Raw genomic sequence first — 25551 nt, 5'->3', positions numbered from 1 at the left:
CGCTCATAATACGTCTAGAGCAAACCGAGCGCTACGTGCTTCCGACAGAGAGCATCCGGTTTGCTCCATCAATTCATTTAAGGTGATAGCAGAGTTAGAACGCAATAAGTACTCAAGCTGTGCAGCAAGAGACTCACAAGGCGGTGCATGGAAATCAATAAACACTTCTAGTTTGTTCAACACAAACTCTAAATTCGATGCATGCTGATGTAAAGAATTAACCAGCTCACGTAACGCTTCAGGTTCGCCAATCAGTTGCCAATCTCTAGACCGACGAATGCGCTTTAGCTCACAGTGATGTTGTTTGGCGATGACACGTAACTGTTTGTTCTGTTCACTACCAATCCGACGAATCAGCGAAGGGAGGGGAATAATCAGCTTATCGGTAGGCATCTAGTATCTCAATTGGATAACACTGGGGCACTGTAACCTACTCTGATATTTATGCCGAGGCTTTATTAGCACTCACATTAAACAAAGAGAAAAATTCTTTACCAGACAGGGGTTGAGAAAACAGATAACCTTGATATTCATCACATCGCTCCTGACGAAGAACCTCCAGTTGATCTTCATCCTCTATTCCTTCTGCGACCACTTTAATGTTTAAACTGTGCCCCATCTGCACTATCGTTCTCAGCAACATTCTGTCGGAATCGTGAATTGCACAATCATCAACAAAACACTTATCAATTTTTAATACATCAACCGGAAGTTGCTTCAGATACTTCAAGCACGAGTATTCCACACCGAAATCATCAATCGCAATTGAGATCCCCAACGCTCGCAGTTGTCCACAAATATCCGTCACACTCTCAGGATCTTTCATCAATGTGGACTCCGTGATCTCAATCTGCAATAAGTGGGAAGGCAGTTGCACTTCTCTAAGAATTTCACAGATCACTTTAAACAAATCGGTGTGAGCAAACTGTACATTGGACACATTTACCGACACACAGATATCAATCCCCTCATCATGCCAAGCTTTAATTTGCTTACAGGCTTCACGTAAAATCCAGTGCCCTAAGGGAACTATCTGCGCTGTTTTCTCAGCAACCGGAATAAATTCCGCTGGCGTTATCGCCCCTAACTGTGGGTGTTTCCATCGAATCAGAGCTTCCGCACCAACCACTTCCGACGTGGTCGTAGAAACTTTCGGCTGATAACAAAGCACAAATTGATCTTTGGCTAACGCTTCTTTAATTTCTGTTTCTATCTGATGCTGGCGAATCGTCTCATTCAGCAAGGCTTCATCAAACCAGCACACTGTACCCGCTCCTTCCGAGCGCGCTTTGTACAATGCAAAATCGGCATTTTTAATCCAAACATCGGTACTTTCAGAGACGTCTCTCGCAAAAGCGACGCCAATGCAAAACCCAAGCCTATGACTGGTATTATCTATGTTAAATAAGGTTTTTTTGTGCCTCACAAGAATCTCGACTACTTCATCAAGCACCAGTTCCACCCCAGTGGACTCAACCATAAGAACAAACTCATCTCCCCCCAACCGATACAGTTTTCCATAGCCACCAACTAATTGCTTAATGTGATTAGCAAACGCCACCAACAACACATCACCATGACGATACCCCAAACGGTCATTCACATTCTTAAACCCTTCAAGACCAATATGCAGCAAGCCAAAATGGTCAGCATTGCTGGCATTGACTTGTTTAATATCACTGTAAAAAGCGTGCAAGTTTGGCAGTTTAGTTAGATAGTCAGTGACACTCTCTTTCTTGTAGGTAAGTGCTTGTTCTCGTGCTTTAACATAGAAATATGACATCACGGTCAATGCAATGGTAATAGCACTGACTTCGGTAGCCACTTCGACGAATAACTCGAAGTCAGTGGTCGTTAATTGGTAAAGATATCCATTGATGAGCGCCGCTCCCACCGCGATCGGCCACAAAGAACCTGGGAACAATACGATGTAGCACAAAGGAATGAGCATTAAACTATCTCGGATGGAAGCTACATCAAACGGTTCAATCAGACCGCCGACTAAGAACATAGCCACACCAGAGAATGAAAATAAATGTCGAAGTGTTAAATCAGACGAGATTAAAGACAGTATCATTAGTATCGGGAATAAGAAGAAGATCCTCGACCAGGTGTGATCCTGATTGACTAGGCTATAAGACACAACCCCTACAGCACAAAGAAAAGCAAGGTTGGCAATAATTTGAAACCACTCTGTACTGTTATTCTTATGCACACCGCTTCCTTACTGCATTAGCAACGTTAACTACCTCACCTCTTAAAATTAGTAATAAAATGTTTTCTTGCCCACTTTAGGCGTAAAAAAACCTCTCATAAGAGAGGTTTCATATCAAGTTCGTTAGACTTGACTATAAGCCTAACTCGTCAGTCAACGCTTTCATCTGCTTGAGATCCATTTGATGTACCCTGATCATCTGATTGACCTGACTTAAACGAGAGTTGGCTTCATCTTGCTTGTCACATGAGTCAGATTTTGCTTCCCAAGAAGTCCCCGCCAGATACAAATCACAGTCTTTTTTGAGTTGCTTGATTTTAGGCTCCAGCTCTTCCCGTTCTTTTTCTAATGCTTCCAGTTCCTGCTTAACTTTGAGCTCTTGTTGGAATAACTCTCGTGACCGCTCAAACATCGTGGCTTGCATATCAGCCTGTCGATTCAGTTGATTATTCTCTCGGTTCGCTTCAGCAATCTTCTGCTTCTGCTGATTCAGTTGTTCTTCAAGAGATAAATTGACTTTCTCAAGCTCCGACACTTCAGAACGTAGCGCTGCCAGAGCCGCTTCATGCTCTTGTTGCTGCTCATCAATGGCTTGCTGAAGTTTAACGGCAATTTCATCATCGACTTTCGCAACCTTAACTTCGACTTGGTTCACGAGTTGTTTCTTATCTTCAACCAGTGACTGATACTTTTCTTCCAGCCCATCATATGCTTTTTGCCATTTATCAGCCGTAACAACGGCTCCGGCAAGGCCGCCTAACGCTAGCCCTATGACACCTGCAATGACAATATACAAATAGCTGCGCTTGTCCCGTTCTTCGATGACCACAACATCATCATTCTCAACTTCAGACTCGTTGTTCAATTCTTTGCTCCTACAGATTTAGCGCATGAGTTCCGTAACCACTAATGTCGTGGTATAAACTAAAAAGCCAGAGACCAGTGTTATGACGACGTATTTTTGCAGTTTTTCATTGGTTCTATATCGTATCAGCACAAACGCTAACGCCACCAAAAAAACTATAGCAATCAATCTTGTCATGCCCTCTCCTTAGCCAGACTCTGCGAGAACCTCAATAGCCTGTTAACTCATTCATTTATACCATTTTTTAAGAGCGTTGGGTCAGAGTTCAGTTTGTTTTACACCCATTTGATTCAATTATATACATTCCCATTCCAGTTTCGTTATGTGATATCAAGCTAATCGTAACAAAACACAACCTTTTCAGTCTAAACGGCTAAGACTAGGCTTTAACAGAATTAAATTTGGGCCTGCATCAAATATAAGGTATAACGGACTATCTCGAAAGTTTGAGGCAAAATAATGAAACCATATAAGTTAGAAAATAAGAAACGCCGTATCCAGAAGAAGCTATTTTTGGGTGAGTTCGCGATGCTTGGCTTTGAAATCAGCTGTGAAACAACGATCACTGACTTTGATAGCTACGACGCGTTTGTTGACGAGTTCATTGATTACATCGATGCACTTGGATTGAGTTTTGGTGGAGGTGGCCTAGAGTTGTTTGAAGGCTTTATTTGTCACTCAGAAAGATATCAAAGCGTAACAAAAGAGCAGCAAGCCAAAGTTGCTGCATGGCTTGATGCGCGAGCTGATGTGAAATCAGTGCAGGTGAGCGAGCTGGTTGACGCGAACTACTTCTAAGCTTTGCAGTAGCGCCCTACTCAGGGCGCTATTACTATGTCATATCTATTTCACTTCCAAACCTAGATTGTATTGCGCCAAGCATCGGGTGACATAACTCACTTTCAAAAACGCAGCTATTACGATGGTACTGATATGCGCCGCAATTTGAGTATTCAGGCTGAAGGAGTTAGCGTATGGATAAGAAATCAGCACGCTGACCACCAGTGCGAGAAAAGTGACAACCAGTCCAATATTTGAAACAGTCAAAAGTGTTTTAAATGCGGTGCGAGTTGGTTGAGCAAACATAGAGACCTCACTAGATTATTTTGTTTTTCTCTCTACATAGCATTCTTCCTGCCAACTTGAAAATCTCTATATAATCAATAAAATAAAAATTCCATCAAGTTAATCTGAGTCAATAAGACACAACAATAACAAAGTCAAAAAGACACTAAATAGTCATTTTGTTTAAACTCAATTTAAAACCCTCAACACACTCCATCCAATAGTTTTTAAATCAAATAAAACTCAATAATTTTAATTAGTTAAAATTTTATATATATCAACTAGTATAAATACTCGAAATGCTATTGATATGCCAATTGATTTATATGTAGTATGGCTTCTTCAGAGCAACGAGATCTAACTTTTCTCATGCTCTGATATTCATCGAGAGCTTAAGTTAGTCCGCAGTCAACTTGTTGTAAGTCTCATTCCGCCATGAATTCCTACTTCATTAGTGAGGAGAGACCTCCATGCGATATTTAGCCTTATTCGCTGCCTTATTTTCATTAAGTACAAATGCATCACCCAATTTTCCTGATTTATCCGATTATCAAAAAATCGACAAAGTAGCAGGAACAACATCACTTTCACGTAACGTCGGTGTCATCGGAAACCAAATTATTTTTAAAGATTTTGGCGTTTGGAAGTTTGGCCCAAGGCTTCCGGTTACCGGCAGTGGATACCGATAAATACGTCTACAACACAGACCGCTTTATTGCTATCGGCTCCAACTCTGAGCACAAAGTTTGGCTGTACGAGCGCGAGAACGCATTCAAACCGAACTGGACGTTATCTAGTACAATCGAATTGCCAGACGACGTTGATCCACAACTTTCTCTATTTGGTGAGTCTGTTTACCTTGATGACCAGCTACTCACAATTTCCGATCCCAAACAAAGAAGCGTTTATGTATACCTCAGAAACTCTGGGGAATGGCAACTGGTCGATAAACTAGACGTCAATAGCTTCCCCGACCCTACTTTTCGATCTTTAGGATTTACTGTTCGCCGTCATGCGAACGAGTTGTACATCAGCGAATCTTCGGCTGAGCGTATCTTTATTTTCAGAAGTAGAGATCTTAATACTTGGCACTTAGGTGATGTCATTGAGTCACCAGATAAAACCCCGACTCAATCCAGTCAGTTTGGCTTCGCGTTTGACGTGAATAAACACTTTTTAGTCGTAAGTAGCTACACAACATCGTACGTGCATATCTTCATAAGAAACCACCCCTACGAATCTTGGAGCCTACAGCAAACGATCAAGCAAGCGGATATCGATACCGAAACAGGCGATTTCGGTCATGATGTGGAGCTAGATCGTACCACCTTCATGATCGGTGATGACACGCTAGGTAAAGTTTATCGTTTCGATATCCAAAAAAGTAAAGAGTTGTCTTGGCAATTGGCTGACATCTTTCAGACTGGAGACGGAAGCAGTCAATATGGATCTAGTTTTGGGTTTCAATCTGGCACGTTATTGATTGGTGATATTAGTAATTCGCACCTATTTACGCGCCCTACTTCAAAAGTGAACATTGAAGGATATGTGTATTCTCAGGATGGTATCCCCGTTCAAAACGCAGACGTAAGGGGTTACTTCTCCATCGCTAAAACAGATGCTAATGGCGCATACACTTTACCTGTACCAAGAGGTTGGAGTGGCAGCCTTTACGCGGAAAAATTTGCTGGAAGGATGACTTACACCAGTCAAACCATTGATCTCAGTCGCACATATCAAGATGTCACACTCGAAGACTTTACTATTTCAGAGCCGATTATGTTTTCTACCACCATTTACATCTCGGGACGCTGCCGCGATACTGAAATGTACATAGAGGAAATTCCTAGAGGAGATCAAGATAATGTCTCTAGTCGATTTATTCAATTTGATCTTCGCTATGGTACGAGCGGCACTTTAACGCCTGTCTCTGAAGTATGTGACGTTACTCCCGCGCAAATTGAGTATGACTTCGTGGATGACAATGTAAGATATAGCGTCAATGCACGACACAAAGAATAATCCTTTAACTGAGCCTCTAAATTTATTAGAGGCTCTTCCATACCTCACATTTCCAATCGTTTCCCCACCTTGTAGAACATGCAAAATAATTATTGAATTACACAAAAATAATGATAGAGTTCACACGTTGACAGCAACCAGTGCTATCAACCAACTTTTGCTTAATTTACGAGCAATCGTTCCAATGAAGACTGCAGGAGAGTGGTTATTTACCAAGTTTTAACATTTGGACAAAATAACCTACCGAAGAAGTAAATCTTTCAGGTGCTGTGAAAACAGCGAGGACTGTAGTTGGAGGAACCTCTGGAGAGAACCGTTAAATCGGTCGCCGAAGGAGCAAGCTTCATACTATTAATGTGTGTAGTGAAACTCTCAGGCAAAAGGACAGAGGAGTGAAAAGAACAACCTAGCTATGATCGCTTTTCTGCCTGTAGCGTTTGTTGAGACTTGTCGTCTCTACCCTTTCACTCTTCTCCTTAGTAATGCTTTATCAATTAAGGGGAAATCATGGATAACCTTCAATCTTTACTTAAAACTATCGACAGCTTTGTCTGGGGCCCACCACTGCTTATCCTGTTAGTGGGGACCGGTGTCTACTTTACTTTTCGCTTAGGCTTACTTCAGTTTCGACACCTACCGACTGCACTGAAAATGGTTTTCAGCAAAGATGATTCTAAAAAACCAGGTGATGTTTCAAGCTTCGCCGCTCTTTGTACCGCACTTTCTGCCACCATTGGTACAGGTAACATTGTTGGTGTCGCAACCGCAATAAAACTTGGTGGTCCGGGTGCACTATTCTGGATGTGGCTTGCTGCTCTGTTCGGAATGGCGACTAAATACGCGGAATGCTTATTAGCTGTTAAATACCGCAAGGTAGATGACAAAGGCCAGATGGTTGGTGGACCAATGTACTACCTCCAATATGGGGTGGGTTCTCGTACGCTCGCTTCGCTATTCGCCTTCTTCGCTTTGGGTGTTGCCTGCTTCGGTATTGGTACTTTCCCTCAGGTAAACGCGATTCTAGACGCCAGCCAAATCTCTTTTGGCGTGCCGCGCGAAGCATCCGCAGTTGTACTGACGCTACTAGTCGCGTTTGTCACGCTGGGTGGTATTCAGTCAATTGCTAAAGTTGCTGGCAAAGTCGTTCCAACGATGGCGCTGTTCTACGTATTGGCTTGTTTGAGCGTGATTGTCATCAATAGCGATCAACTGTGCAATGCTATCGAGCTGGTTCTGGTGTCTGCTTTCACACAAACGGCGGCAACAGGTGGCTTCCTTGGTGCGAGCATCATGCTAGCCATCCAATCGGGTATTGCTCGTGGTGTCTTCTCTAACGAATCTGGTCTTGGTAGTGCTCCCATGGCAGCAGCGGCTGCGAAAACCGATTCGTGTGTGAGACAAGGTCTGATTTCGATGACAGGTACCTTTTTCGATACCATCATCATTTGTACGATGACAGGCCTTGCACTGATCCTGACTGGAGCCTGGCAAAGTGACTTTGCCGGTGCAGCGATGACGACTCACGCTTTTGCTGTTGGCCTGAATGCTGAAACGCTTGGCCCTATTCTGGTCTCTGTTGGTTTGATCTTCTTCGCCTTCACAACCATTCTGGGTTGGAACTACTATGGTGAGCGCTGTGTCGTATTCTTGTTCGGCACCAAAGCCGTTCTACCATACAAGGTTATCTTCCTTGCTTTGGTGGCATCAGGCGCTTTCCTACACCTCGATATGATTTGGATTATCGCCGATATCGTTAACGGCTTGATGGCGGTACCTAACTTGATCGGTTTGATCTTGCTACGTCATGTCGTGATTGAGGAAACGAAAGCGTATTTCTCAGCCGCTGTCGATAACATAAAGCAGCCTCAGATGCAGAGCTAACCAATAAAAAAAACAGCGGGTTAAAAGCCGCTGTTTTTATTCTTCCACCATAAGTTTCACACCCAAGCCAACAAGAACCACTCCCGTTGTTGCTTCCATCCGGCGCATAAACTTAGGGCTTTTAAGTAGGTTCTTTGCTGAGTTCAAAGTACCTGCTAAGCCACACTGCCAAATCATGGCAATCACAAAGTGGATAGCCGCCATCAAACTGGATTGCAAAAATGCCGAACCCTCGGGATTGATAAACTGCGGCAAGAACGCTAGATAGAAAACTGCTGTTTTCGGGTTGAGAATATTTGACAGAAAGCCTTCTCGAAGAGAGCGTTTCATATCCAGATTATGCGTATGAGACTCCATATTCGACAGAGCCACATCTCCTTTCCAGACCTCTCTTAAAGTTGTCGCCCCCAGCCATATAAGATAAGCGGCACCAACCATCTTTACTGCATTAAACAGTTCTGCCGACTGAGCCAAAATAGCGGAGATACCAATTGCAGAAAACGTCGCGTGGACAAACAGACCTAAACAAATACCTAGACTGGTGGCAACGCCATCTTTCACTCCACCTCGGGAAGAATTGCGTAGCACCAGCGCAGTGTCCAGACCCGGTGTTAGCGTTAAAATGGTAATGGCGATCAGAAACGCTTCCATATTGTTAATCACATCTACTCCTTTCTATGCCTCTTCTCGAATTCATCGAGGCCATTTGATAATCCTCTTCTATCATCAAAACGTCAGTGAATAAACAACGAAACGGAATTCTTTTCCGACACGCCAATAACATTTAAATCACTAAATACTCGAAATAGTGTGATTTAACAGGAACTCAATCCAATGGATGTAACCGGATAGTACTTGGTCTGAATACGCGAGGTTGATACACTTTCCTTCCCCTAAATAGTCACGGAAGGCGACCCATGAGCGCATTCGAAAAACTCAAAGCACATTCTAAAAAAATCTCTCATTTCAGCCACCTTGCTTCTATTTGTGGTTGGGACCAAGCAGCGGTTATGCCTAGCGGCGGTAACCAAGCTCGCTCTGAAGCCATGGCGGAACTCTCGGTTCATATTCACGGCCTTCATACTCAACCTCAACTGGCAGACTGGTTTGCAGAAGCCGAAGGTGAATCGCTCAATACAGATGACAAGGCGACACTTCGCGAGTTGAAACGCCAGTGGCAGCAAGCCAATCTTCTCCCAGAAGAATTGGTGCAAGCTAAATCCCTTGCAGGTTCTAAATGTGAACATGCATGGCGTACACAACGTGGTGACAATGACTGGGTTGGGTTCGAGAAGAACTGGGCTGAGGTAGTGAAGCTTTCTCAGGAAGAAGCACAAATCCGAGCAGACGCAAACGGACTCACTCCATACGATGCTATGTTGGATATTTACGAGCCCGGTACCAGCTCTGCTTCTCTAGACACCTTATTTAGCAATGTGAAAAGTTGGTTGCCAGAACTTATCGATGAAGTGATTGAAAAACAGTCTTCTGAGCAGTTTATTCAACCTGAAGGTAAATTCGCAACAGACAAGCAGAAAGCACTTGGTCTCGAAGTGATGAAGCTACTGCAGTTCGACTTTGAACATGGTCGTCTGGATGAGAGTGTGCACCCATTCTGTGGCGGTGTACCATCGGATGTGCGTATTACGACTCGCTACGACGAAAACGAGTTCGTTCAATCGCTGATGGGCATTGTACACGAAACGGGTCATGCTCGTTATGAACAAGGACTACCAAAATCTCTAGCTGGATTACCTTCTGGTGAAGCTCGCTCTATGGGTATTCACGAGTCTCAATCGCTATTTTTTGAAATGCAGGTCGGGCGCAGCGACGCCTTTATCGCTCATTTGGCAGGTTTTGCGGCCAAGCATTTCGATGGCCATAACCCAGCGCTATTCTCGCAGGAAAACTTCCACAAACTATACACCCGCGTGAAAAAAGACTTCATTCGTGTTGATGCCGACGAGCTTACCTACCCTGCTCACGTTATTTTACGCTACGAGATTGAGCGCGACCTGATCAACGGTAAGATCAAACACACTGACGTTCCTGAACTGTGGAATGAAAAAATGCAGGCTTACCTTGGACTGTCGACCAAAGACAACTTTAAGAACGGTTGTATGCAAGACATCCACTGGACCGACGGCGCATTCGGCTACTTCCCATCTTACACATTAGGGGCAATGTATGCCGCGCAGTTTATGGCGGCAATGAAGCAAACTGTTGATGTTGATGAAGCCATTCAAGCTGGCGATTTAACGCCAATCTTTAGCTGGCTATCAGACAATATCTGGAGCAAGGGAAGCTTACTCACAACAGATGAGTTAGTGAAGCAAGCAACAGGTGACACTCTCAACGCGCAATTCTTTAAAGATCATCTCAAGAATCGCTACTTAGGCTAAATGCTAAGGCTGGTGAATTCACCAGCCTTTTTCATTTCTCAACCTTCCAAAAGTCTGAAATCCCAGCAACGCCGTGCGCACCGTAGCTTTGTGCATGTTCTACGTTATGGGTACTTTGCCCACCGAGGGCAAAGGTTGGCATGTTCGCCAGTTTGGATAGCTCCGCAAAGTGCTGCCAACCAATCGGAGTGGCATCAGGATGAGAGTTCGTCGCTTCCACTGGCGAAATAGTAATGAAGTCACACCCCGCTTGATTCGCCAGCTCAATCTCCTGCTCATTGTGACACGATGCCGCCAAAAATTGCGCGCCGCTGTGACGAATCGACTGAATCAAAGCCTTATCTGAGAGGTCTTTCGAGGTAAGGTGCACGCCATGAAAAGGAGCTAAGTCCGTGCCATCGTAGGAAGCAGAATTGACCAAAACAACCCCTTTCACATGGGGACCAATTGCTTGCTTTAGAGACGATAAACTGTACGACTTGGCTCTCAGTTGGCACAAACTGTCAACGCTTTGCAAAGCAAGTAATTGCGCCAACTTATCTAGGCTTTTAGCATCGCTTGTGATGGCATACTTTGCAGGTAAAAACATTAGCGCCTCTTTTCTCTTCGACAAATTCTGCGAAACAGCCGAAATGTTACTACTTGAGCGCGAGATTTTCACTACCATCGTCATCTGAGCAAAAATAGCGACGCACAGCATCGCTATTTTACTAGCCCTATAGTTCACTGCTTTGGAAGCCAAGGTCTTGACCTTGGCTTTTCAGTATTAGGCAAGCTCTCCGGCACCCTGCCTTGAACGTTCGCTATTCTCGACCAGAAACACAGTCGCGGTCTGCTTTAGTAATTCCCATTCTTCGTCTTCAACGAAAATACCCTCTCGCCATGAGGACTGCTGTGCATCGACGAGCTCCTTAGCATCAACATACACGTTGTAGCCTTGCGAACTAGCACTGACATCAAAATCACTTACCGCTAATTCAATCGTCATCGAGTGATAACTTTCTATCGAACCACGGCTCTCCTCTGAGAAATACAGTTCCGGTGCAATTTGGCCTCGATTTAACACGTACAATACATTTTTAGGGCTGGTGCCATTGGTCCAGCGGGCACGACACGCGATACCTTTAGCTGCCAACTTCACAAACTCGCTATACGCCAGCCAACGGTTATGGCACTGCTTAAGCTCAATAGTAATGGTTTTAGACTGGGCCATTTTCTCCAGCGCAAAGTCCAACACGGCAGGTAAGTGACAAGCCACACTGCTATTGTGCAAATCCACCTCTAGGCTCTCATCAGAACGTTGTGAAATCGACACCGCGCAGTCAGAGTCTAAACCGAGAAAACGACTGGCATTATTAAAGTGACGAACACCATGCAGCCCCGCCATTTGTAAATCGGCCACCATATTGGCAATAACATCCGCTTCACCACACATACGACGTGCGCCTAAGAACGCTTTATTGACTGCTGCAACCAGCTCATTGTGTGACACGATCATAATGCGTTTCCCCCTTGAACCTTGTTCGACTGACGACTCTGGATCTCACTTTCGGTTGGCATCAAAGGGAAAATCCAATTATCGTTGTGCTGCTCTGAGCCGATTTCGTCCAGCAAAGGCGCACCTTGAAAAAAGGTCACCCGTACCCAGCGATCTGAGCGGGGATCAAATTTCGTCGCACCAAAGAAAGCCAGCTTACAGCGCAGCAAGTGCATAGGCAGTGCATCTTGGCGTAACACATTCATCTGAATATCGCCCATCTGGCGATGCCCCAAGGTCCAGACTCGACGCGCCACAGAGCGATATTGAGGATGTTGTAATAGAAACTGAGCCAGTGACATCTCACTCGGCTGCTGAGAGGCTGCGTTAAACAGGCGGTTGACCTGACGACCGATATCAAGCGGCAGCTCTCGGTCTTCACCGGATTCCTCTCCGCGAACCCCAAGTCTCGGTTCTTCTTTATCCTGAGAGCGATACCAGAACCAATAGTTATTTTCTGCCAGCGAGTAATCGGCGTCAATCGCCCAGCGATACTTATCGTTTAACACACTAAGCAAATCACCAACACTTTTGCCGGTAGCAACAGACAAAGTTTCGTCGGTGTTCATCTGCTCTTCAAAACCGTTAACTAGTTCTGGGTAAAGCTCAATCAAACAAGTAGTGACAATCTCTTGAGTTTCCAAACTGTAGGTCGTCAAACCCTCCATCACACTCTGCCAGTTGGGCTGCTGTGAGGTGATGTTCGCCAGATCTTTATGAATAATAGTAAGCTCAGCAATCGCCTGTTGATTCAACGTATCCTGATGCGGATTGATGGTCACGACCTGCTCTAAGTGTTTGATGGCTTTATTCAATAACTGACTCAAAGGCCCATGCATCTCTGAATCGCATGGCTTTGCCAGAACAAGCGCTAAAGCACTTTCACGGGCCGTCATCCATTGATCAACGATACATGGGTGATTAATCAAATAAGGCGCCATGCCCAACCCAGTGGCATTGCCGACGCCAAGATAGCGTTGCAGTCCTCGGTCTAGCTCAACTGCATTATTGCCACCTTGCTGACGTGCAAGGTAATGCACCCAATCGAGACTGAACTCACGTAGCAGGTACACAGCACACATCTGCGCACTGAAGGACAGACTGAAGTCCGGATTGTTCTCCAGTAGCTTGAAGTCCGCAATCCCAAACTTACCGTTGCCATACACGGCTGTTGTTCTGAGGATATAACCCACCTGTGCCAACTCTTCGCCTTGTGGTTGAAGGCCTTTAGCCAGCGCCGAGACAATATGTTCGAACACTCTTACACTTTTATTTGCTCTTGCCAGCACCAACACATTGTTCGGGTTGCGCCCAGCTTCCTGAAGCGGAACATTGGCACGCAACTGTTCAAGCAAACTCACATCAACATCACCGTAAACCAAGGCAAACGTGACATCCCACCTTTCCGCGATGACTCTGTCATTGCGCTCTTCGTCTGCAATCTGATCACAAAACACCACGAGATGATAAACATGGTGTGGGGTGTTAAGTCGGTAAATGACATGGCCAAACCCTTGCGGGCAAAGTTGCCAATCATGACGACTCACCTGCCATTGTTGTCTAGCCATTTTACGAATCAGACTGCGTACAAAACTGATTCGATTCTGGTGCATAGCTCCTAGCCTTTCTGGCGCCATGACCACCTCTGCATTGCGCAGCGATGTTTCAGTGTAAGTAGAACGATGTGCATCCATTTTGCTCACCACCTGTTGTTATTGTAAGAATGGTTGGAGTGTGCGGACAATTTCCGCACACTGTTCACGTTATTAGTTGTTAATAAGTAGTCACTAGTACCCTTGCGCCTTCGCCATCTTGATTGCGATTTGTGGCGCATTCCAAAGTGATGGCAGCAGTATCAATGACACCGGAACCGCAGTGATCACGATAAAAGACTGCAATGCGGAGATTCCGCCTGAACCCAGTGAAATCAGAATCAGCGCCGTCACACCCATGGCGACACCCCAGAATGTGCGAACGATGGCATTAGGCTCGGTTTCTCCACTGATCACCACGCTGATGGTGTACGTCATGGAGTCACCGGTTGTAACGATGAAGATCGTCGTCAGGATAAGGAACAGCACCGACACCACCATAGGTAACGGTAGTTGTTGAGTAACCGCCAATAGCGCACCTGGCAGGTTGAAACCTTCGAAGGCTTTACTGACACTGCCCGGCTCGGCAATTTCAAATGCCAGACCAGAACCACCAACAATAGTAAACCAGAAGCAGGTCGCCAGTGGTGCCACAATGCTAATAGTCGAGATTAACTGGCGGATACTGCGACCGCGGGAAATGCGCGCAATAAAGATTGCCATCATAGGTCCATAGCCAAGGAACCATCCCCAGAAAAAGACCGTCCACCAGCTAAGCCAGCCTTCATCCCCACGATAAGTCGCCATTGGTATGAAGTTATCGAGCATGCTGCCCACACCCTGAATGTAGCCGTTGAAGATAAAGTTCGTTGGGCCAAATAGAAGGATATAGATCATCAGGGCGATAGCCAAAATTACGTTGTAACGGCTAAGCATCTGCATTCCACGATTCAGACCACTCAGAGCAGACAAAGTATAAAGTGCGATGGCAAACAGAATAATGATCAGCTGAGTAGTAAAGCCGTCGGGAATATCAAACAATGCGTTTAACGCGTAGCTAACCTGTAGACCTAAGAAGCCAATTGGACCTATCGTCCCTGCAGCAACCGCGATGATGCAACACGCATCAATGATCGCACCCGTATGGCCTTTTAATGCACGTTCACCAAGAAGCGGATAGAGAAGAATACGAGGTTTCAGCGGCAGACCTTTATCGTAATGAAGATGCATCACCACAATAGCTGTCAGGCTGCCAACAATGGCCCATGCAAGGAATCCCCAGTGCATAAAGGATTGCGACAGTGAGTTGACGGCTAACTGTTGAGGGTTATCTTGTGGGCCGTAAAGTGGTGGTGGGCTAACGTAATGAGCAATTGGCTCTGCCGCAGCCCAGAACACACCACCACCAGCGAGTAAGGTACAGAAAATGATCGCCGTCCAGCGGAAAGTATCCATTTCAGGTTTGGTTGTGCCACCGAGTATCACCTTACCTGTTCGCCCTGCAGCGAGCCCAAGGCCAATAAGAAAGGTGAGAAGCAGTAGCAACTGCCAGTATGGACCAAACACTTTCACTGACCAGCCAAATCCTGCATTGACCAGATTAGACAACAGCTCGCCATCATAGAGCGCTAAAGCAACAAACAGAGCGATAAACCCACCGCTATACCAGAAAGCGGGATTACTCAGCCCAAGCTTGTCAGGCGAATTTTCATTGGCAGACGTATTGTGCTTAGCCTGTGATTTGTCAGATGCCATGTTCAGTGCGGCAGCTTTCATGCTATTGGTTAAATCAGACATATGCTGACTCCAGAAGTTTTTCGGTAGTGGCCATCAGGCCAGCTACACGAGTGTATTCAACGACCCACCTTATTTTAGTTGTAGTGGTGGGCTGCTCCATGTTTGGGTTAAGGTTTATGAAATAGGCTCAAGTCCTTTTTTCAGAAAGTTAAACCAGTTATCACCCAGTATTTGTCCCGCCTCGGACTCACTGAATCCATGACGAATTAATCCGTTGTAGATGTTCTCCATCCCTTTACTTCCGCTAAACCACGGCAGCGCATCCGGCCAGCCCGAATTGCTTGCAGAGCCTTCGCCATAATCCATCGCCTTAGACCAGCGCCCATTGCGCATCCACTCCAACACTTGTTGTGGTTGGTTGAGGCATAGATCGCTGCCAATACCAAGGTGTTCAACACCGAATAGCTCGGCCGTTTTCGCCACCATCTGGCAGAAGTCTTCTAGTGAACATTGGCTGCCGTTTGGCAAGTGAAATGGGTAGAGGCTGAAGCCAATCAAGCCACCACGCTCGGTCAGCGCTTTAATCACTGTGTTGGATTTGTTACGAAGCGCATCGTGAGCAAAGCTCGGGTTCGCATGGCTAATGCAAATCGGGCGGGAAGAAAGGTCAATCGCTTCCAGCGTCGAACGTTCCGCGCTGTGGGACATATCAATGATCATCCCCACTCGGTTCATTTCCGCGATGGCTTGCTTACCAAAGCGAGTAATGCCCGTATCGTTCGCCTCGTAGCATCCGGTCGCAAGCAAACTTTGGTTGTTATAGGTCAGCTGCATAATCAGCAAACCTTGGCGGCGCATCACCTCAATCAGGCCAATTTCATCGTCAATTGGCGAGCAGTTTTGCGCACCAAAGAAGATACCGACCTTGCCTTGTCGCTTAGCGGTTTCCACATCGGCCATTGAGTAGATGGGCATGATGAGATCGGAGTTTTGTTCAAAACGTAAATTCCACTCAGCAAATCGGCTCAGGGTTTCACGTGCATTTTCGTGATAAACAATGGTCGCATGTACTGCGGTGATTCCACTGGCCTTGAGAGTTTGGAAATACTCTCTGTCCCAGTTGCAGTACTGAAGTCCATCAATGATGATTCGTTGTTGGTACATAACCATTCCTCAATAATTCTTAGAACCGCTCTATTTCGGGCAGCGCAGCGGCTGCCCAATGCAGACTTAGTACGGACGTTGATATGCCGTTTTCACTACGGTGTAGAACTCTTTGGCGTATTGGCCCTGCTCGCGAGGACCAAAGCTAGACTCTTTACGGCCACCAAATGGAACGTGGTAGTCTGTCCCTGCAGTTGGTAGGTTGACCATCACACAGCCGGTCTGTGCTTGCTGTTTGAAGATGGCACTCGTGCGCAGGCTTTGCGTCACAATCCCGCCAGTCAGACCAAAGCGAGTATCGTTGGTGACGGCAATCGCTTCATCTAAGTCAGCAACTCGAATCACGCTCGCCATTGGTGCAAACACCTCTTCCTGGTTCACTTCCCAGCTGTTTTGCGTGTTGAGGAATAACGTTGGCGACATGTAGTAGCCATCGTGTTTGAGGTTCAAACGCTCGCCACCAAACGCTAGCTCAGCACCGCTTTGACGTGCTTTCTCAATCCACTCGAAGTTTGCCTCTAGCTGATTGCCATCGACGACAGGGCCCATAAAGATGCCTTCTTCCAACGCATGGCCTACCTTAAGTTCGCTCATGCGTTTGATCAGCGCTTCTACGTAAGCGTCATGGATCCCGTCCATCACCACTAAACGTGAAGAGGCTGTACACTTCTGACCCGCGCCGGAGAATGAACCCGCGATGGTTGCTTCGACTGCAATTTGAATGTCTGCATCATCGGCAACCACTAGGGCGTTTTTGCTGCCCATTTCAAGCTGGCAGCGAACAAAGTTTGGTGCTGTTGCCGCCGCCACTTTGCGCCCTGTATCGACGGAGCCAGTAAAGCTCACACCATTCACGTCTGTTGAATTAATCAGTGTGTTACCAACTTGAGAACCGCTACCCAATACCAAGTTAAATGTGCCTGCCGGCAGCCCTTGGCGATGAATAATTTCAGTCAGTGCAACGGCACTGGCTGGCGTCAAATTGGCAGGTTTCCAAACAACGCTGTTACCAAATGCCAGCGCTGGTGCTATCTTCCAAGCAGCAGTTGCAGTCGGGAAGTTCCAAGGAGAAATAATGGCGATAACACCTACGGCTTCGCGAGTCACTTCAACAGAGACCCCTGGACGGACGGAGGCAGCGTTATCGCCGATCTGGCGTAACACTTCAGCAGCGAAATATTGGAAGAACTGGCCTGCACGGTAGATTTCACCGCGACCTTCAGCAAACGGCTTACCTTCTTCACTCGATAGTAACTTTCCTAGCTCATCGCAACGGGCAATCAGTTCATCACCAATCGCTTGCAGTACTGCCTGTTTGCGCTCGATGGGTGTTTTTTCCCACTCCGGTTGAGCCTGCTTAGCCGCCTGAATAGCTTCTTGAACCTGAGCTTCACTCGCCTGAGCAAAATCACCAAGATTCTCGCTGATGTCGGATGGGTTAATGTTGGCAACGGTATTGATGCCTGATTGCCATTCGCCGCCAATGTAGAGCGATTTTTCGGCCTGAACCTTGTTTAATGATGTCATGATTGCTTCCTTTGTTCTTGCTGACGGCTTTACTCGCCATCAGGCAGTTATTCGTAATAAGGGGTTACTGGGCTTGGTTCGCAGAAGCGTAAACGACAAACTCCACCAACATTTCTTCTCTTGCCAGGCCAGCAACGACCATGGCAGCGCGATTTGGGTACGGCGCGTTGAAGTACTCGGCGTAAACTTGATTAACCGTTTTGAGATATTCGCGGTCAGTCACGTAAATCAGCACTTGTAGAACAGAGTCCAGTGACTCGCCTGCGCATTCTAGGGTGTGCACCAAGTTGTTAAATGTCTGACGGGTTTGCGCTTCAATACCCCCTTCCACGACAGCACCAGTGGCATCAATCGGGATTTGCGCGGTATAGAGAGTGCCATTATTAACAATCGCCCATTCCAGAGGAGCCTTTGAGGCGAACAGTGATGTTTTGACTGGGTGTTTTTGAGTTTGAGTATTCACGTGCCTTCAACCTTTTGTAACAAAATTGTTTCGTAATAGTTAAATCTTGCACTTTGACAGACGATAAATCGAACGGTAAATTTCTTACATTCGATAAAAAAAACTTATCACCTTACTGAGACTATGGTGAATAAAGGGATGGTAAGGAGTCCGAGTTGAGCATCAAATTTCAACAATTAAAGCATTTTGTGATGGTGGTCGAAGAAGGCGGTTTTCGCGCAGCATCACATCGCGCCAACCGTTCTCAGGCCGCATTATCCACATCAATAAAAGAGCTGGAAAAGATATTGGGACAAGCATTATTCGAAGCGGGTAACAAAGCCAAGTTAACCCCATTTGGTGAAATCTGCTTGCCGAAAATCGTTCAGTTTCTCAATATCTACACAGCGCTAGACAATGATTTGCGAGCTGCTGCAGCCGGCCAGCAAGGAAGGGTAAAAATTGCCAGTGTGCCCTCTGTCGCCGCTAAACTCATTCCGAGCGTTTTAGGGGCATTCTGCGAGCAGCACCCAAACGTAGAAGTCAGTTTGATTGATGACAATGCCGCAGGGGTCGAAGCGAGATTACTCTCTGGCGAGGTTGATTTAGCACTGGGAAACCCTTCTCATCTCGATGATGACAACATGACGTTCACGCCATTATTGTCCGACCCGATTGGTGTGGTGTGTTTGAGTGATAACCCAATTGCGACTAGCCGAGAAGGCATTGAGTGGCAAACACTGCTCAAGCAGCCATTTATTCGTAACGGGACCTGCACTTTGCTTGACCCGACGCCTGCCCGAGCTCTAAGTCAGCAAGCCCTTTACTCGGTAGAGAACATTACCTCGCTGTTTTCCGTATTAGAACTGGGCATCGGTGTCACAACCCTGCCGAAATTGGCCTTCCCTACCAATGAAACCCGATTGGTGTGGATACCACTTATCGATCCGCCATTGGAAAGACAAATCGGTATCTTCACTCTCAGCGACCGAACCATTTCTCCGCAGGCACAAGCGTTTCACGATTTATGTGTGGAGTACTTAAGCTATCAGGATCATGACAGTCAGGATTGATTGTTTGGTCGATAAAAGTAACCCCGCCAAAATGAGCGGGGTCATGGCTAAAGCCATTGTGGCTGATTGAGTGTCAGCCAGTCGGATATGCGCCGTGCTACGGCGTCTGGCTGCTCCATGCTGGAGAGGTGACCGCAGCTTGGTAATACGTGCAACGTCACATCTGGGATGTGCTTAGCCATCAGTAAGTGATTGTCGATAGGACACAGCAAATCATCTTTGCCGGTAATGACGAGGGTTGGAACCGAGATGTCTGCTAGAAGTGGCCGAGCGTCAGGCCTTGTCGCCAACGCATCAGCATGAGCTTGGAAAGCTTCAAGGCCAACATTGAGCGCCATTTGCTCGATTCTCGCCGTCAGCTCCACCTCGTTAACACGACTTGGATGGATCAACACCGACATCAACACCTCAGCTGTAATCTGGTCGAACTCACCTTTTAACGCTCTATTAACCAGTGCGTAGCGTTTCTCTGAGACTTCCGGTTTTTCATCCGCCGAGTTGGTATCCATCAGAATCAAACCTTTGACTCGCTCCGGCGCCTGACGATACACCTCAAACGCCAAAATGCCCCCCATGGATAAACCACCAAGCACAAACTCTTGTGGGGCTTTAGCCAACACATCAGCCGCTAGTTGTTCCATGGTAGGCAATGCACCCAGTGAAACGCACTCAGGCGCTACCCATTGAGGCAGTGCCTGATTCACATCTTCAAACAGTGCACCATCACACAGTAATCCGGGTAACCAGATCAAAGGCAGTGGTTGTGTCATGTTGCACTCCTTAAGGTTTAGCTGGCTTGTCAGAGCCAAGTACACAGTATGTGAAGCTGTTACCACGCAAGTTCATCAGTGAGTATGAGGCACCTTCCGGTACACTAAAAACATCACCTCGAGTAAGGATAAGGCTGGCTTGTTCGCCTTGGTGGTTCACAACCACTTCGGTGTCACCATCAAAGTTAATCAATACTTGCTTTTCATCACGGCTATGCTGAGGAATGGAACCACCCTCTGTGAGTTCATACGCCATGATGCTAACATCATCTTCACTTTTCACCTGAAAATCGTAATCAGCCAGAGGATGACCAGTTAGCGCGTATTGTTTGACGTTCGGCGCGGAAAAATCATTCTCAATCGGGCGGTAGTCTTTCTTTAGCGCTACAAATGGTTTCATCTGCTCAGCGGTGTAGTTATCAAAGGAAGCCATTTCCTCTTTCGTCAGCAACGGCATCAACTCTGATTCTTGTGGGACAGGGTCACCGTCAACAGTATCAACTAATGTGCCGTCCGCTTTTAAATACAAGCCATAGCCCTGACTGTCTTTGATCACATTAGGATGCCAAACCACACCACCGCCTGAATCATCACCACCCAGTACGGAATACATGAAACCATAATCACGGCCGACAACTTCAAAACCACGGAAAAGATTGGTCGGAATTGAAATCACATCACCATAAGACAGTACCGCTTCATGTTCACCCTCATTTCCCCAATAGAAGCGGAATTGTCCCTTGAATACAACAAACAGCTCAGCGGTTCGGTGAGAATGAAGCGAATTCTTAATACCCGGAGGCTGGCCCGCTGCACCAATATTGAAGCCCGCCGTTTCGCGGATGTGAACATGCTGACGGCTGCTTTCAGCGACGCCTGCACCTATGATGCAGAAGTTGTCTTTTAGGTCACTGCCCGGAGTACGTGCATCGATAAACGCACTGGTTCCCGGTATCAGCTCCATGTAACGAACAAGATTGTCGTTAATTCGATTTTGTAGAGTCATAGATAATCCTAGTAGTTGTTCTTTTCTTGGGTATCAAATCACCGCAATCAGGCACCAAGAGGTCTGCCACCATCGACAGCAATTGTATTGCCCGTTGAGAACGTCAGCACTTCCGCGGCGGCGTAGACTGCATTCGCCACCTCTTCATCACTGGCAAGACGTTTCAGTGGTGTCGACTGCTCCTGCTGATTGCGCCAGCTGTCATCGAGCTCTTTAACAAACTCGGTATCCACCAGCCCCGGAGCAACTGCAAGGACGCGAATATCCGGTGAAAGCGCTCTTGCCAATGAGCGAGTCATATTCTCTGCGGCGGATTTACTCGCACAGTAAGCAATATTGCTACCCATCGCGGTTTGCGCAGCGATGGAAGTAATGTTCACCACGCAACCTTTGGCCTCACGTAGCAAAGATTCACAGGCGCGAACCATGGCAAACGGTGCGCGAACATTGACTTGGAAAATTTGGTCAAACAGCTCGTCGTTCAAACCACTCAAATCTGAATGCGCGACAAACTTTGTCATACCGGCGCAATTGACCAGCAAATCCAGTTGGCCGTTAATTTCATTGACCTGACTGGCTAACGAATCTATCGCTTGCGAATCCGACACATTGAGCTGAAAAGCTAAGTGACCTTCACCAGACAACTCTGACAATACTTTGTGCGCCGACTGTTGATTGCTGTTGTACGTTAAGACAACTCGGTAGCCGGAATCAGCCAGCTTGTGACATATGGCGGCCCCTAGACCGCCACTGCCGCCTGTAACTAAGGCAAGTTTCGACATATTAAGCCTCTTCTACTTTGCCTTTGTAACGGCGTACACGAATATCCGCTTGCTCTTTGTGCCCAGCAAAACCTTCCAGTGCACACAAGCGAGAACAGTATTCGCCGACCTTCAGAGATGCCGCTTCAGTGACACGCTGATACGTACAAGTCTTGATGAATTTACCTACCCACAGACCACCGGTGTAGCGAGCCGCTTTCTTTGTCGGAAGCGTATGGTTCGTACCGATACATTTGTCACCGTAAGAAACGTTGGTCTCGCGACCTAAGAACAGCGCACCATAGTTAGACATGTTGTCGAGGAAATACTTTGGATCTTCCGTCATCACCTGAACGTGTTCTGAGGCGATATCATCTGCAACTTCAACCATTTCTTCATAGCTGTCACACACGATCACCTGGCCGTAATCTGCCCATGCTTTGCCTGCGACTTCCGCCGTTGGCAGAATCGTCAACTGGCGCTCAATCTCTTTGATCGTTTCCTCGGCAAACGTCTCGCTGTTTGTTAGAAGAACAGCCGGAGAGTTGTAGCCATGCTCAGCCTGACCCAATAAGTCTGCTGCTGCCAGTTCTGGGTCACAGCCCTTTTCATCAGCAATAACCAGCGTTTCCGTTGGACCAGCAAACAAATCGATACCCACACGACCAAACAACTGACGCTTGGCTTCAGCAACAAACGCGTTACCTGGGCCAACAATCATATCGACAGGGGCAATGGTTTCAGTACCCAACGCCATTGCACCTACCGCCTGAACGCCACCAAAACAGTAAATTTCATCAGCGCCAGCCATCGCCATCGCCGCGACGATGGCCACATTTGGTTGGCCATTAAATGGCGGGGCACAAGCAATCACTCGTTTTACGCCTGCCACTTTTGCAGTGAGTACACTCATGTGAGCAGACGCAACTAGCGGGTACTTACCACCTGGGATGTAACAACCTACGCTATTAACCGGAATATTCTTATGACCCAGAACTACACCCGGCATGGTTTCAACTTCAACATCTTTCATTGAATCACGCTGAATTTGAGCAAAGTTACGTACTTGCTCCTGAGCGAATTCAATATCGTGGCGAGTTGACTCATCTAACGCATCAACACATGCCTGAATCTGATCTGGTGTTAAACGAAACTGCTCTGGTGACCAGTTATCAAATTTTTCTGAAAGCTCGCGTACGGCGCTGTCACCTTTCGATTCAATATCAGCCAGAATGTTCTCTACGATCTGACGTACTTTCGCGTCATTTGATGCTGATGCTTCTTCAGTGATTCCGTTCTTTAAAATGCGTGCCATGCGATTTTCTCCTTGAGGGTTTAGACTGACAATTGCTTCTTTGTAGTTTTGGATACGAATGCAAAATTAGATTAAACATAAATTTAACAATTTTCAAGACAATCGTACGCAAGCCTAAAAGCCTCTCTAATTAGTTGTTTTAATAAGACTAAAAGACAAAGAAAGGCATCAAAGACATAATCAATCGATGATTCAATAATCAAAAACGTTATTTACATCACATAAAACTCACTGATCATTTACATTTGTTCGTGCTAACTTTTGCATACCTTTGCAGTGGAGTGTTTTCTATGACTAATTTCAAATCTATGCTGGCCCAGCCAGCCTTACTCGGAACCTTTGTTAAAACCCCTCACCCCCACATTATTGAAGTGCTGGCACTGTCTGAATTATCCTTCATCATTCTCGATGCCGAGCACGCTCCGTTTGACCGTCAGTCTCTTGACCTGTGTGTCCTTGCTGCCCGCGCTAATCAGCTACCCTGTCTGGTTCGGGTTCAAGACAGCCAGCCCGCCACCATTCTTAATGCTTTGGATTGTGGTGCGACAGGTGTTCAGATCCCACATGTCTGCAATGCAGAACAGGCAGAGAAAATCGTTAAGACATGCCACTACGGTAAAGGGGGACGCGGCTATGCGGGCTCCAGCCGCGCTGCAAGCTACGCAACCAAACCTATGGCTCAACACCTAGCTGACAGTAAAGCGAATACTGTGGTCGTGGCTCAGATAGAAGATCCCGAAGGTGTCGACAATGTGGAAGCCATCGCTCAAGTTGATGGTATTGATGCCCTGTTTATTGGTCAGGTCGACCTCACCGTGGCGTATGGCGCTAAAAGCGTAAATGACGATCAGGTGCGACAAGCAAGCATCAAGATTATTGAAGCCGCCAAAGCCTGTGGCAAACCCGTCGGTATGTTCGTTGCCACAGCGCAGCAAGCAAAAGACTGGAGCGAGCTTGGTGTTAATTTCTTTGGCGTCGGGTCAGAGCACAAAATGATCATCGATGGCTTCAGGCAAGAAAGAAGTGTGATGAATTCCTGAGTTTTATCCGATATTTAATCTCTATCAATGCTCAACGCTAGACAGGGAAATCCCCTACCCCATACACTCTGGCAGATAAAGGGTCAGCAAACCCACGGAAAGGAGTATCACCATTAAAGCGAAAGTAACTTCGATAGACGTCGCGAAAATGCTCGGCGTCTCTCAGTCGACCGTATCACGAGCGTTCAGCCCGACCGCTAGCATCAGCGAGAAGAAACGTAAGATGGTGATGGATGCCGCCGCTAAGCTCGGTTATACACCCAACGCCATTGCTCGTAGCCTGATCTCAAATCGTTCTGGCCTTGTCGCTATTGCGTTAGACAGTGAGTCAAACCCGATGTATGACCTGCAATCACGTGCACTAGCGATGGAAATCCAGAAACGTGGCGGCCAGGTGGTTCTGTGTCCAATTGACAAAGACGACCTTGATCTAGCGATTTCACGTGCGATTGAGTATCAGGTTGATGGCCTGATCATCGCCACCAGCCGTCTGACTTCACGCGCTTTTGCCCAGTGCGAAAAATTTGGTGTTCACCTGAGTCTTATCAACCGTTATACCAATGGCATCAATGCTAACTGTGCCGGTGTCGATAACCGCCAGGCAGGCCAAGATGCAGCCGAGTATCTGGTGAAAAAAGGCTACAAACAACTGGCGTATGTCAGTGGCGATTCAGGTTCAATGACCAGCGAAGAGCGCTGGCTTGGCTTCTCATCAAAGCTCAAAGAGTTAGGTGTTCCAACCCCTGTATTTATTCAAGCAAAATACTGCTTTGATGCAGGGATGGAGGCCGCAGCAGAGATTCAGGCACATACGGTGAAACCGGAAGCGATCTTCTGTGCCAATGACATCATCGCTCTTGGGTTGATGGATGGACTAAGAAAAGCAGGCGCTTCAATACCGGAAGATTATGCGGTGATGGGCGTCGATAACATCCCTATGGCTGGCTGGCCAGCTTACGACTTAACCACCGTCGCTCAGCCTGTCGATAAAATAGTACGTCGCGCAGTCGAAGATTTGATGGCGCGTATCAATGACAATGCCGATGCTTCGGGTGAGTATCTTCTGGAGCAAGGCAGGCTAATTGAACGTAGCAGTACCACCCGATAATAAATTCATCACATCTTATAGCCTCGTCT

Annotated in this window: 24 protein-coding genes and 1 riboswitch; of the genes, 8 read left to right on the top strand and 16 right to left on the bottom strand. The window is 46.7% G+C overall.

Features of this window, described 5'->3' with window-relative positions:
* Positions 1–3: 3 nt before the first annotated feature.
* The 3 genes from L1D23_RS10285 to L1D23_RS10275 form a co-directional block, all read right to left on the bottom strand.
* Entirely contained in the window at positions 4–393 is a 390-nt protein-coding gene (locus tag L1D23_RS10285) for a ribosome recycling factor family protein (RefSeq protein ID WP_239866025.1), read from the bottom strand.
* Between the two features lie 49 nt (positions 394–442).
* Positions 443–2215 carry a bifunctional diguanylate cyclase/phosphodiesterase gene (locus L1D23_RS10280; protein WP_239866024.1) on the bottom strand — a complete coding sequence of 591 codons (1773 nt, stop codon included), beginning with the start codon at positions 2213–2215 and terminating at the stop codon, positions 443–445.
* 133 nt (positions 2216–2348) lie between these two features.
* A complete protein-coding gene (locus L1D23_RS10275) occupies positions 2349–3080 on the bottom strand; it encodes a chromosome partitioning protein ParA (protein WP_239866023.1) in 732 nt (243 codons plus the stop codon).
* A 459-nt stretch (positions 3081–3539) separates the two neighbouring features.
* Between L1D23_RS10275 and L1D23_RS10270 the strand changes: the two genes are divergently transcribed.
* The gene (locus tag L1D23_RS10270) at positions 3540–3878 is read left to right on the top strand and encodes a 50S ribosome-binding protein YggL (RefSeq protein WP_239866022.1); all 339 of its coding nucleotides are present in this window, start codon (positions 3540–3542) and stop codon (positions 3876–3878) included.
* Between the two features lie 45 nt (positions 3879–3923).
* Here the strand turns inward: L1D23_RS10270 and L1D23_RS10265 are convergent, their stop codons facing one another.
* Positions 3924–4166: a hypothetical protein gene (locus tag L1D23_RS10265; RefSeq protein WP_239837173.1), complete on the bottom strand. Its 243-nt coding sequence runs from the start codon at positions 4164–4166 to the stop codon at positions 3924–3926.
* A 449-nt stretch (positions 4167–4615) separates the two neighbouring features.
* Between L1D23_RS10265 and L1D23_RS10260 the strand changes: the two genes are divergently transcribed.
* The 3 genes from L1D23_RS10260 to L1D23_RS10250 all read left to right on the top strand — a co-directional run bounded on the left by L1D23_RS10260 (position 4616) and on the right by L1D23_RS10250 (position 8048).
* Entirely contained in the window at positions 4616–4834 is a 219-nt protein-coding gene (locus tag L1D23_RS10260; protein WP_239866021.1) for a hypothetical protein, read from the top strand.
* On the top strand, positions 4821–6167 hold the full coding sequence (locus L1D23_RS10255; RefSeq protein WP_239866020.1) for a carboxypeptidase-like regulatory domain-containing protein: 1347 nt from the start codon (positions 4821–4823) through the stop codon (positions 6165–6167). Before L1D23_RS10260 ends, L1D23_RS10255 begins: the two co-directional genes overlap by 14 nt.
* 293 nt (positions 6168–6460) lie before the next feature.
* Positions 6461–6565, top strand: a riboswitch (glycine riboswitch).
* 109 nt (positions 6566–6674) lie between these two features.
* Complete coding sequence (locus L1D23_RS10250) at positions 6675–8048, top strand: sodium:alanine symporter family protein (RefSeq protein ID WP_239866019.1); 1374 nt, start codon at positions 6675–6677, stop codon at positions 8046–8048.
* 36 nt (positions 8049–8084) lie between these two features.
* On the opposite strand, the gene L1D23_RS10245 is transcribed toward L1D23_RS10250, so the two are convergent.
* Positions 8085–8699 (bottom strand): LysE family translocator, encoded by a 615-nt coding sequence (locus tag L1D23_RS10245; protein ID WP_171354491.1) that lies wholly within the window; start codon positions 8697–8699, stop codon positions 8085–8087.
* Positions 8700–8965: 266 nt separating this feature from the next.
* Between L1D23_RS10245 and L1D23_RS10240 the strand changes: the two genes are divergently transcribed.
* On the top strand, positions 8966–10450 hold the full coding sequence (locus L1D23_RS10240) for a carboxypeptidase M32 (RefSeq protein WP_239866018.1): 1485 nt from the start codon (positions 8966–8968) through the stop codon (positions 10448–10450).
* 31 nt (positions 10451–10481) lie between these two features.
* Here the strand turns inward: L1D23_RS10240 and L1D23_RS10235 are convergent, their stop codons facing one another.
* From L1D23_RS10235 to L1D23_RS10205, 7 genes are all read right to left on the bottom strand, one after another.
* Entirely contained in the window at positions 10482–11039 is a 558-nt protein-coding gene (locus L1D23_RS10235) for a thiamine phosphate synthase (protein ID WP_239866017.1), read from the bottom strand.
* Between the two features lie 177 nt (positions 11040–11216).
* On the bottom strand, positions 11217–11948 hold the full coding sequence (locus L1D23_RS10230; protein ID WP_239866015.1) for a DUF3726 domain-containing protein: 732 nt from the start codon (positions 11946–11948) through the stop codon (positions 11217–11219).
* Positions 11945–13681: a hypothetical protein gene (locus L1D23_RS10225; RefSeq protein ID WP_239866013.1), complete on the bottom strand. Its 1737-nt coding sequence runs from the start codon at positions 13679–13681 to the stop codon at positions 11945–11947. The genes L1D23_RS10230 and L1D23_RS10225 overlap by 4 nt, the downstream gene beginning before the upstream one ends.
* A 93-nt stretch (positions 13682–13774) precedes the next feature.
* Positions 13775–15376, bottom strand: coding sequence for a BCCT family transporter (locus tag L1D23_RS10220; RefSeq protein WP_239866011.1), 1602 nt, complete (start codon positions 15374–15376; stop codon positions 13775–13777).
* Between the two features lie 114 nt (positions 15377–15490).
* The gene (locus L1D23_RS10215) at positions 15491–16480 is read right to left on the bottom strand and encodes a membrane dipeptidase (protein ID WP_239866009.1); all 990 of its coding nucleotides are present in this window, start codon (positions 16478–16480) and stop codon (positions 15491–15493) included.
* Positions 16481–16546: 66 nt separating this feature from the next.
* Positions 16547–18007, bottom strand: a complete 1461-nt coding sequence (locus L1D23_RS10210) for an aldehyde dehydrogenase family protein (RefSeq protein WP_239866007.1) — start codon at positions 18005–18007, stop codon at positions 16547–16549.
* 64 nt (positions 18008–18071) lie between these two features.
* Entirely contained in the window at positions 18072–18470 is a 399-nt protein-coding gene (locus L1D23_RS10205) for a RidA family protein (RefSeq protein ID WP_064487605.1), read from the bottom strand.
* Positions 18471–18625: 155 nt separating this feature from the next.
* On the opposite strand from L1D23_RS10205, the gene L1D23_RS10200 reads away from it, so the two are divergent.
* Positions 18626–19522, top strand: coding sequence for a LysR family transcriptional regulator (locus L1D23_RS10200; RefSeq protein WP_239866005.1), 897 nt, complete (start codon positions 18626–18628; stop codon positions 19520–19522).
* 47 nt (positions 19523–19569) lie between these two features.
* On the opposite strand, the gene L1D23_RS10195 is transcribed toward L1D23_RS10200, so the two are convergent.
* The 4 genes from L1D23_RS10195 to hisD are packed head-to-tail and all read right to left on the bottom strand — an operon-like array spanning position 19570 to position 23374.
* Positions 19570–20292: an alpha/beta fold hydrolase gene (locus tag L1D23_RS10195; RefSeq protein WP_239866003.1), complete on the bottom strand. Its 723-nt coding sequence runs from the start codon at positions 20290–20292 to the stop codon at positions 19570–19572.
* Between the two features lie 10 nt (positions 20293–20302).
* Entirely contained in the window at positions 20303–21298 is a 996-nt protein-coding gene (locus L1D23_RS10190; RefSeq protein ID WP_239866001.1) for a cupin domain-containing protein, read from the bottom strand.
* Between the two features lie 47 nt (positions 21299–21345).
* Positions 21346–22080 (bottom strand): SDR family oxidoreductase, encoded by a 735-nt coding sequence (locus L1D23_RS10185; protein ID WP_239865998.1) that lies wholly within the window; start codon positions 22078–22080, stop codon positions 21346–21348.
* 1 nt (position 22081) lies between these two features.
* On the bottom strand, positions 22082–23374 hold the full coding sequence (gene hisD, locus L1D23_RS10180; protein WP_019277691.1) for a histidinol dehydrogenase: 1293 nt from the start codon (positions 23372–23374) through the stop codon (positions 22082–22084).
* A 290-nt stretch (positions 23375–23664) separates the two neighbouring features.
* On the opposite strand from hisD, the gene L1D23_RS10175 reads away from it, so the two are divergent.
* Positions 23665–24414, top strand: coding sequence for an aldolase/citrate lyase family protein (locus L1D23_RS10175; RefSeq protein ID WP_239865996.1), 750 nt, complete (start codon positions 23665–23667; stop codon positions 24412–24414).
* A 148-nt stretch (positions 24415–24562) separates the two neighbouring features.
* Positions 24563–25522, top strand: a complete 960-nt coding sequence (locus L1D23_RS10170) for a substrate-binding domain-containing protein (RefSeq protein WP_239865995.1) — start codon at positions 24563–24565, stop codon at positions 25520–25522.
* The last annotated feature ends 29 nt before the right edge of the window (positions 25523–25551 follow it).

The sequence above is a fragment of the Vibrio sp. Isolate24 genome, assembly GCF_022398215.1.
GTDB lineage: Bacteria > Pseudomonadota > Gammaproteobacteria > Enterobacterales > Vibrionaceae > Vibrio > Vibrio coralliilyticus_A.
The sequence above is the reverse complement of the archived record's forward strand: the minus strand, read 5'-3'. Positions and strand labels throughout refer to the sequence as shown.

Coding starts and splice junctions, on each gene's coding strand:
- L1D23_RS10190 (WP_239866001.1), bottom strand. CDS start 21,298: ATGACTCTACAAAATCGAATTAACGACAATCTTGTTCGTTACATGGAG.
- L1D23_RS10210 (WP_239866007.1), bottom strand. CDS start 18,007: ATGACATCATTAAACAAGGTTCAGGCCGAAAAATCGCTCTACATTGGC.
- L1D23_RS10215 (WP_239866009.1), bottom strand. CDS start 16,480: ATGTACCAACAACGAATCATCATTGATGGACTTCAGTACTGCAACTGG.
- L1D23_RS10240 (WP_239866018.1), top strand. CDS start 8,966: ATGAGCGCATTCGAAAAACTCAAAGCACATTCTAAAAAAATCTCTCAT.
- L1D23_RS10270 (WP_239866022.1), top strand. CDS start 3,540: ATGAAACCATATAAGTTAGAAAATAAGAAACGCCGTATCCAGAAGAAG.
- L1D23_RS10250 (WP_239866019.1), top strand. CDS start 6,675: ATGGATAACCTTCAATCTTTACTTAAAACTATCGACAGCTTTGTCTGG.
- L1D23_RS10195 (WP_239866003.1), bottom strand. CDS start 20,292: ATGACACAACCACTGCCTTTGATCTGGTTACCCGGATTACTGTGTGAT.
- L1D23_RS10185 (WP_239865998.1), bottom strand. CDS start 22,080: ATGTCGAAACTTGCCTTAGTTACAGGCGGCAGTGGCGGTCTAGGGGCC.
- L1D23_RS10265 (WP_239837173.1), bottom strand. CDS start 4,166: ATGTTTGCTCAACCAACTCGCACCGCATTTAAAACACTTTTGACTGTT.
- L1D23_RS10235 (WP_239866017.1), bottom strand. CDS start 11,039: ATGTTTTTACCTGCAAAGTATGCCATCACAAGCGATGCTAAAAGCCTA.
- hisD (WP_019277691.1), bottom strand. CDS start 23,374: ATGGCACGCATTTTAAAGAACGGAATCACTGAAGAAGCATCAGCATCA.
- L1D23_RS10260 (WP_239866021.1), top strand. CDS start 4,616: ATGCGATATTTAGCCTTATTCGCTGCCTTATTTTCATTAAGTACAAAT.
- L1D23_RS10230 (WP_239866015.1), bottom strand. CDS start 11,948: ATGATCGTGTCACACAATGAGCTGGTTGCAGCAGTCAATAAAGCGTTC.
- L1D23_RS10225 (WP_239866013.1), bottom strand. CDS start 13,681: ATGGATGCACATCGTTCTACTTACACTGAAACATCGCTGCGCAATGCA.
- L1D23_RS10245 (WP_171354491.1), bottom strand. CDS start 8,699: ATGGAAGCGTTTCTGATCGCCATTACCATTTTAACGCTAACACCGGGT.
- L1D23_RS10220 (WP_239866011.1), bottom strand. CDS start 15,376: ATGTCTGATTTAACCAATAGCATGAAAGCTGCCGCACTGAACATGGCA.
- L1D23_RS10170 (WP_239865995.1), top strand. CDS start 24,563: ATGCTCGGCGTCTCTCAGTCGACCGTATCACGAGCGTTCAGCCCGACC.
- L1D23_RS10175 (WP_239865996.1), top strand. CDS start 23,665: ATGACTAATTTCAAATCTATGCTGGCCCAGCCAGCCTTACTCGGAACC.
- L1D23_RS10285 (WP_239866025.1), bottom strand. CDS start 393: ATGCCTACCGATAAGCTGATTATTCCCCTCCCTTCGCTGATTCGTCGG.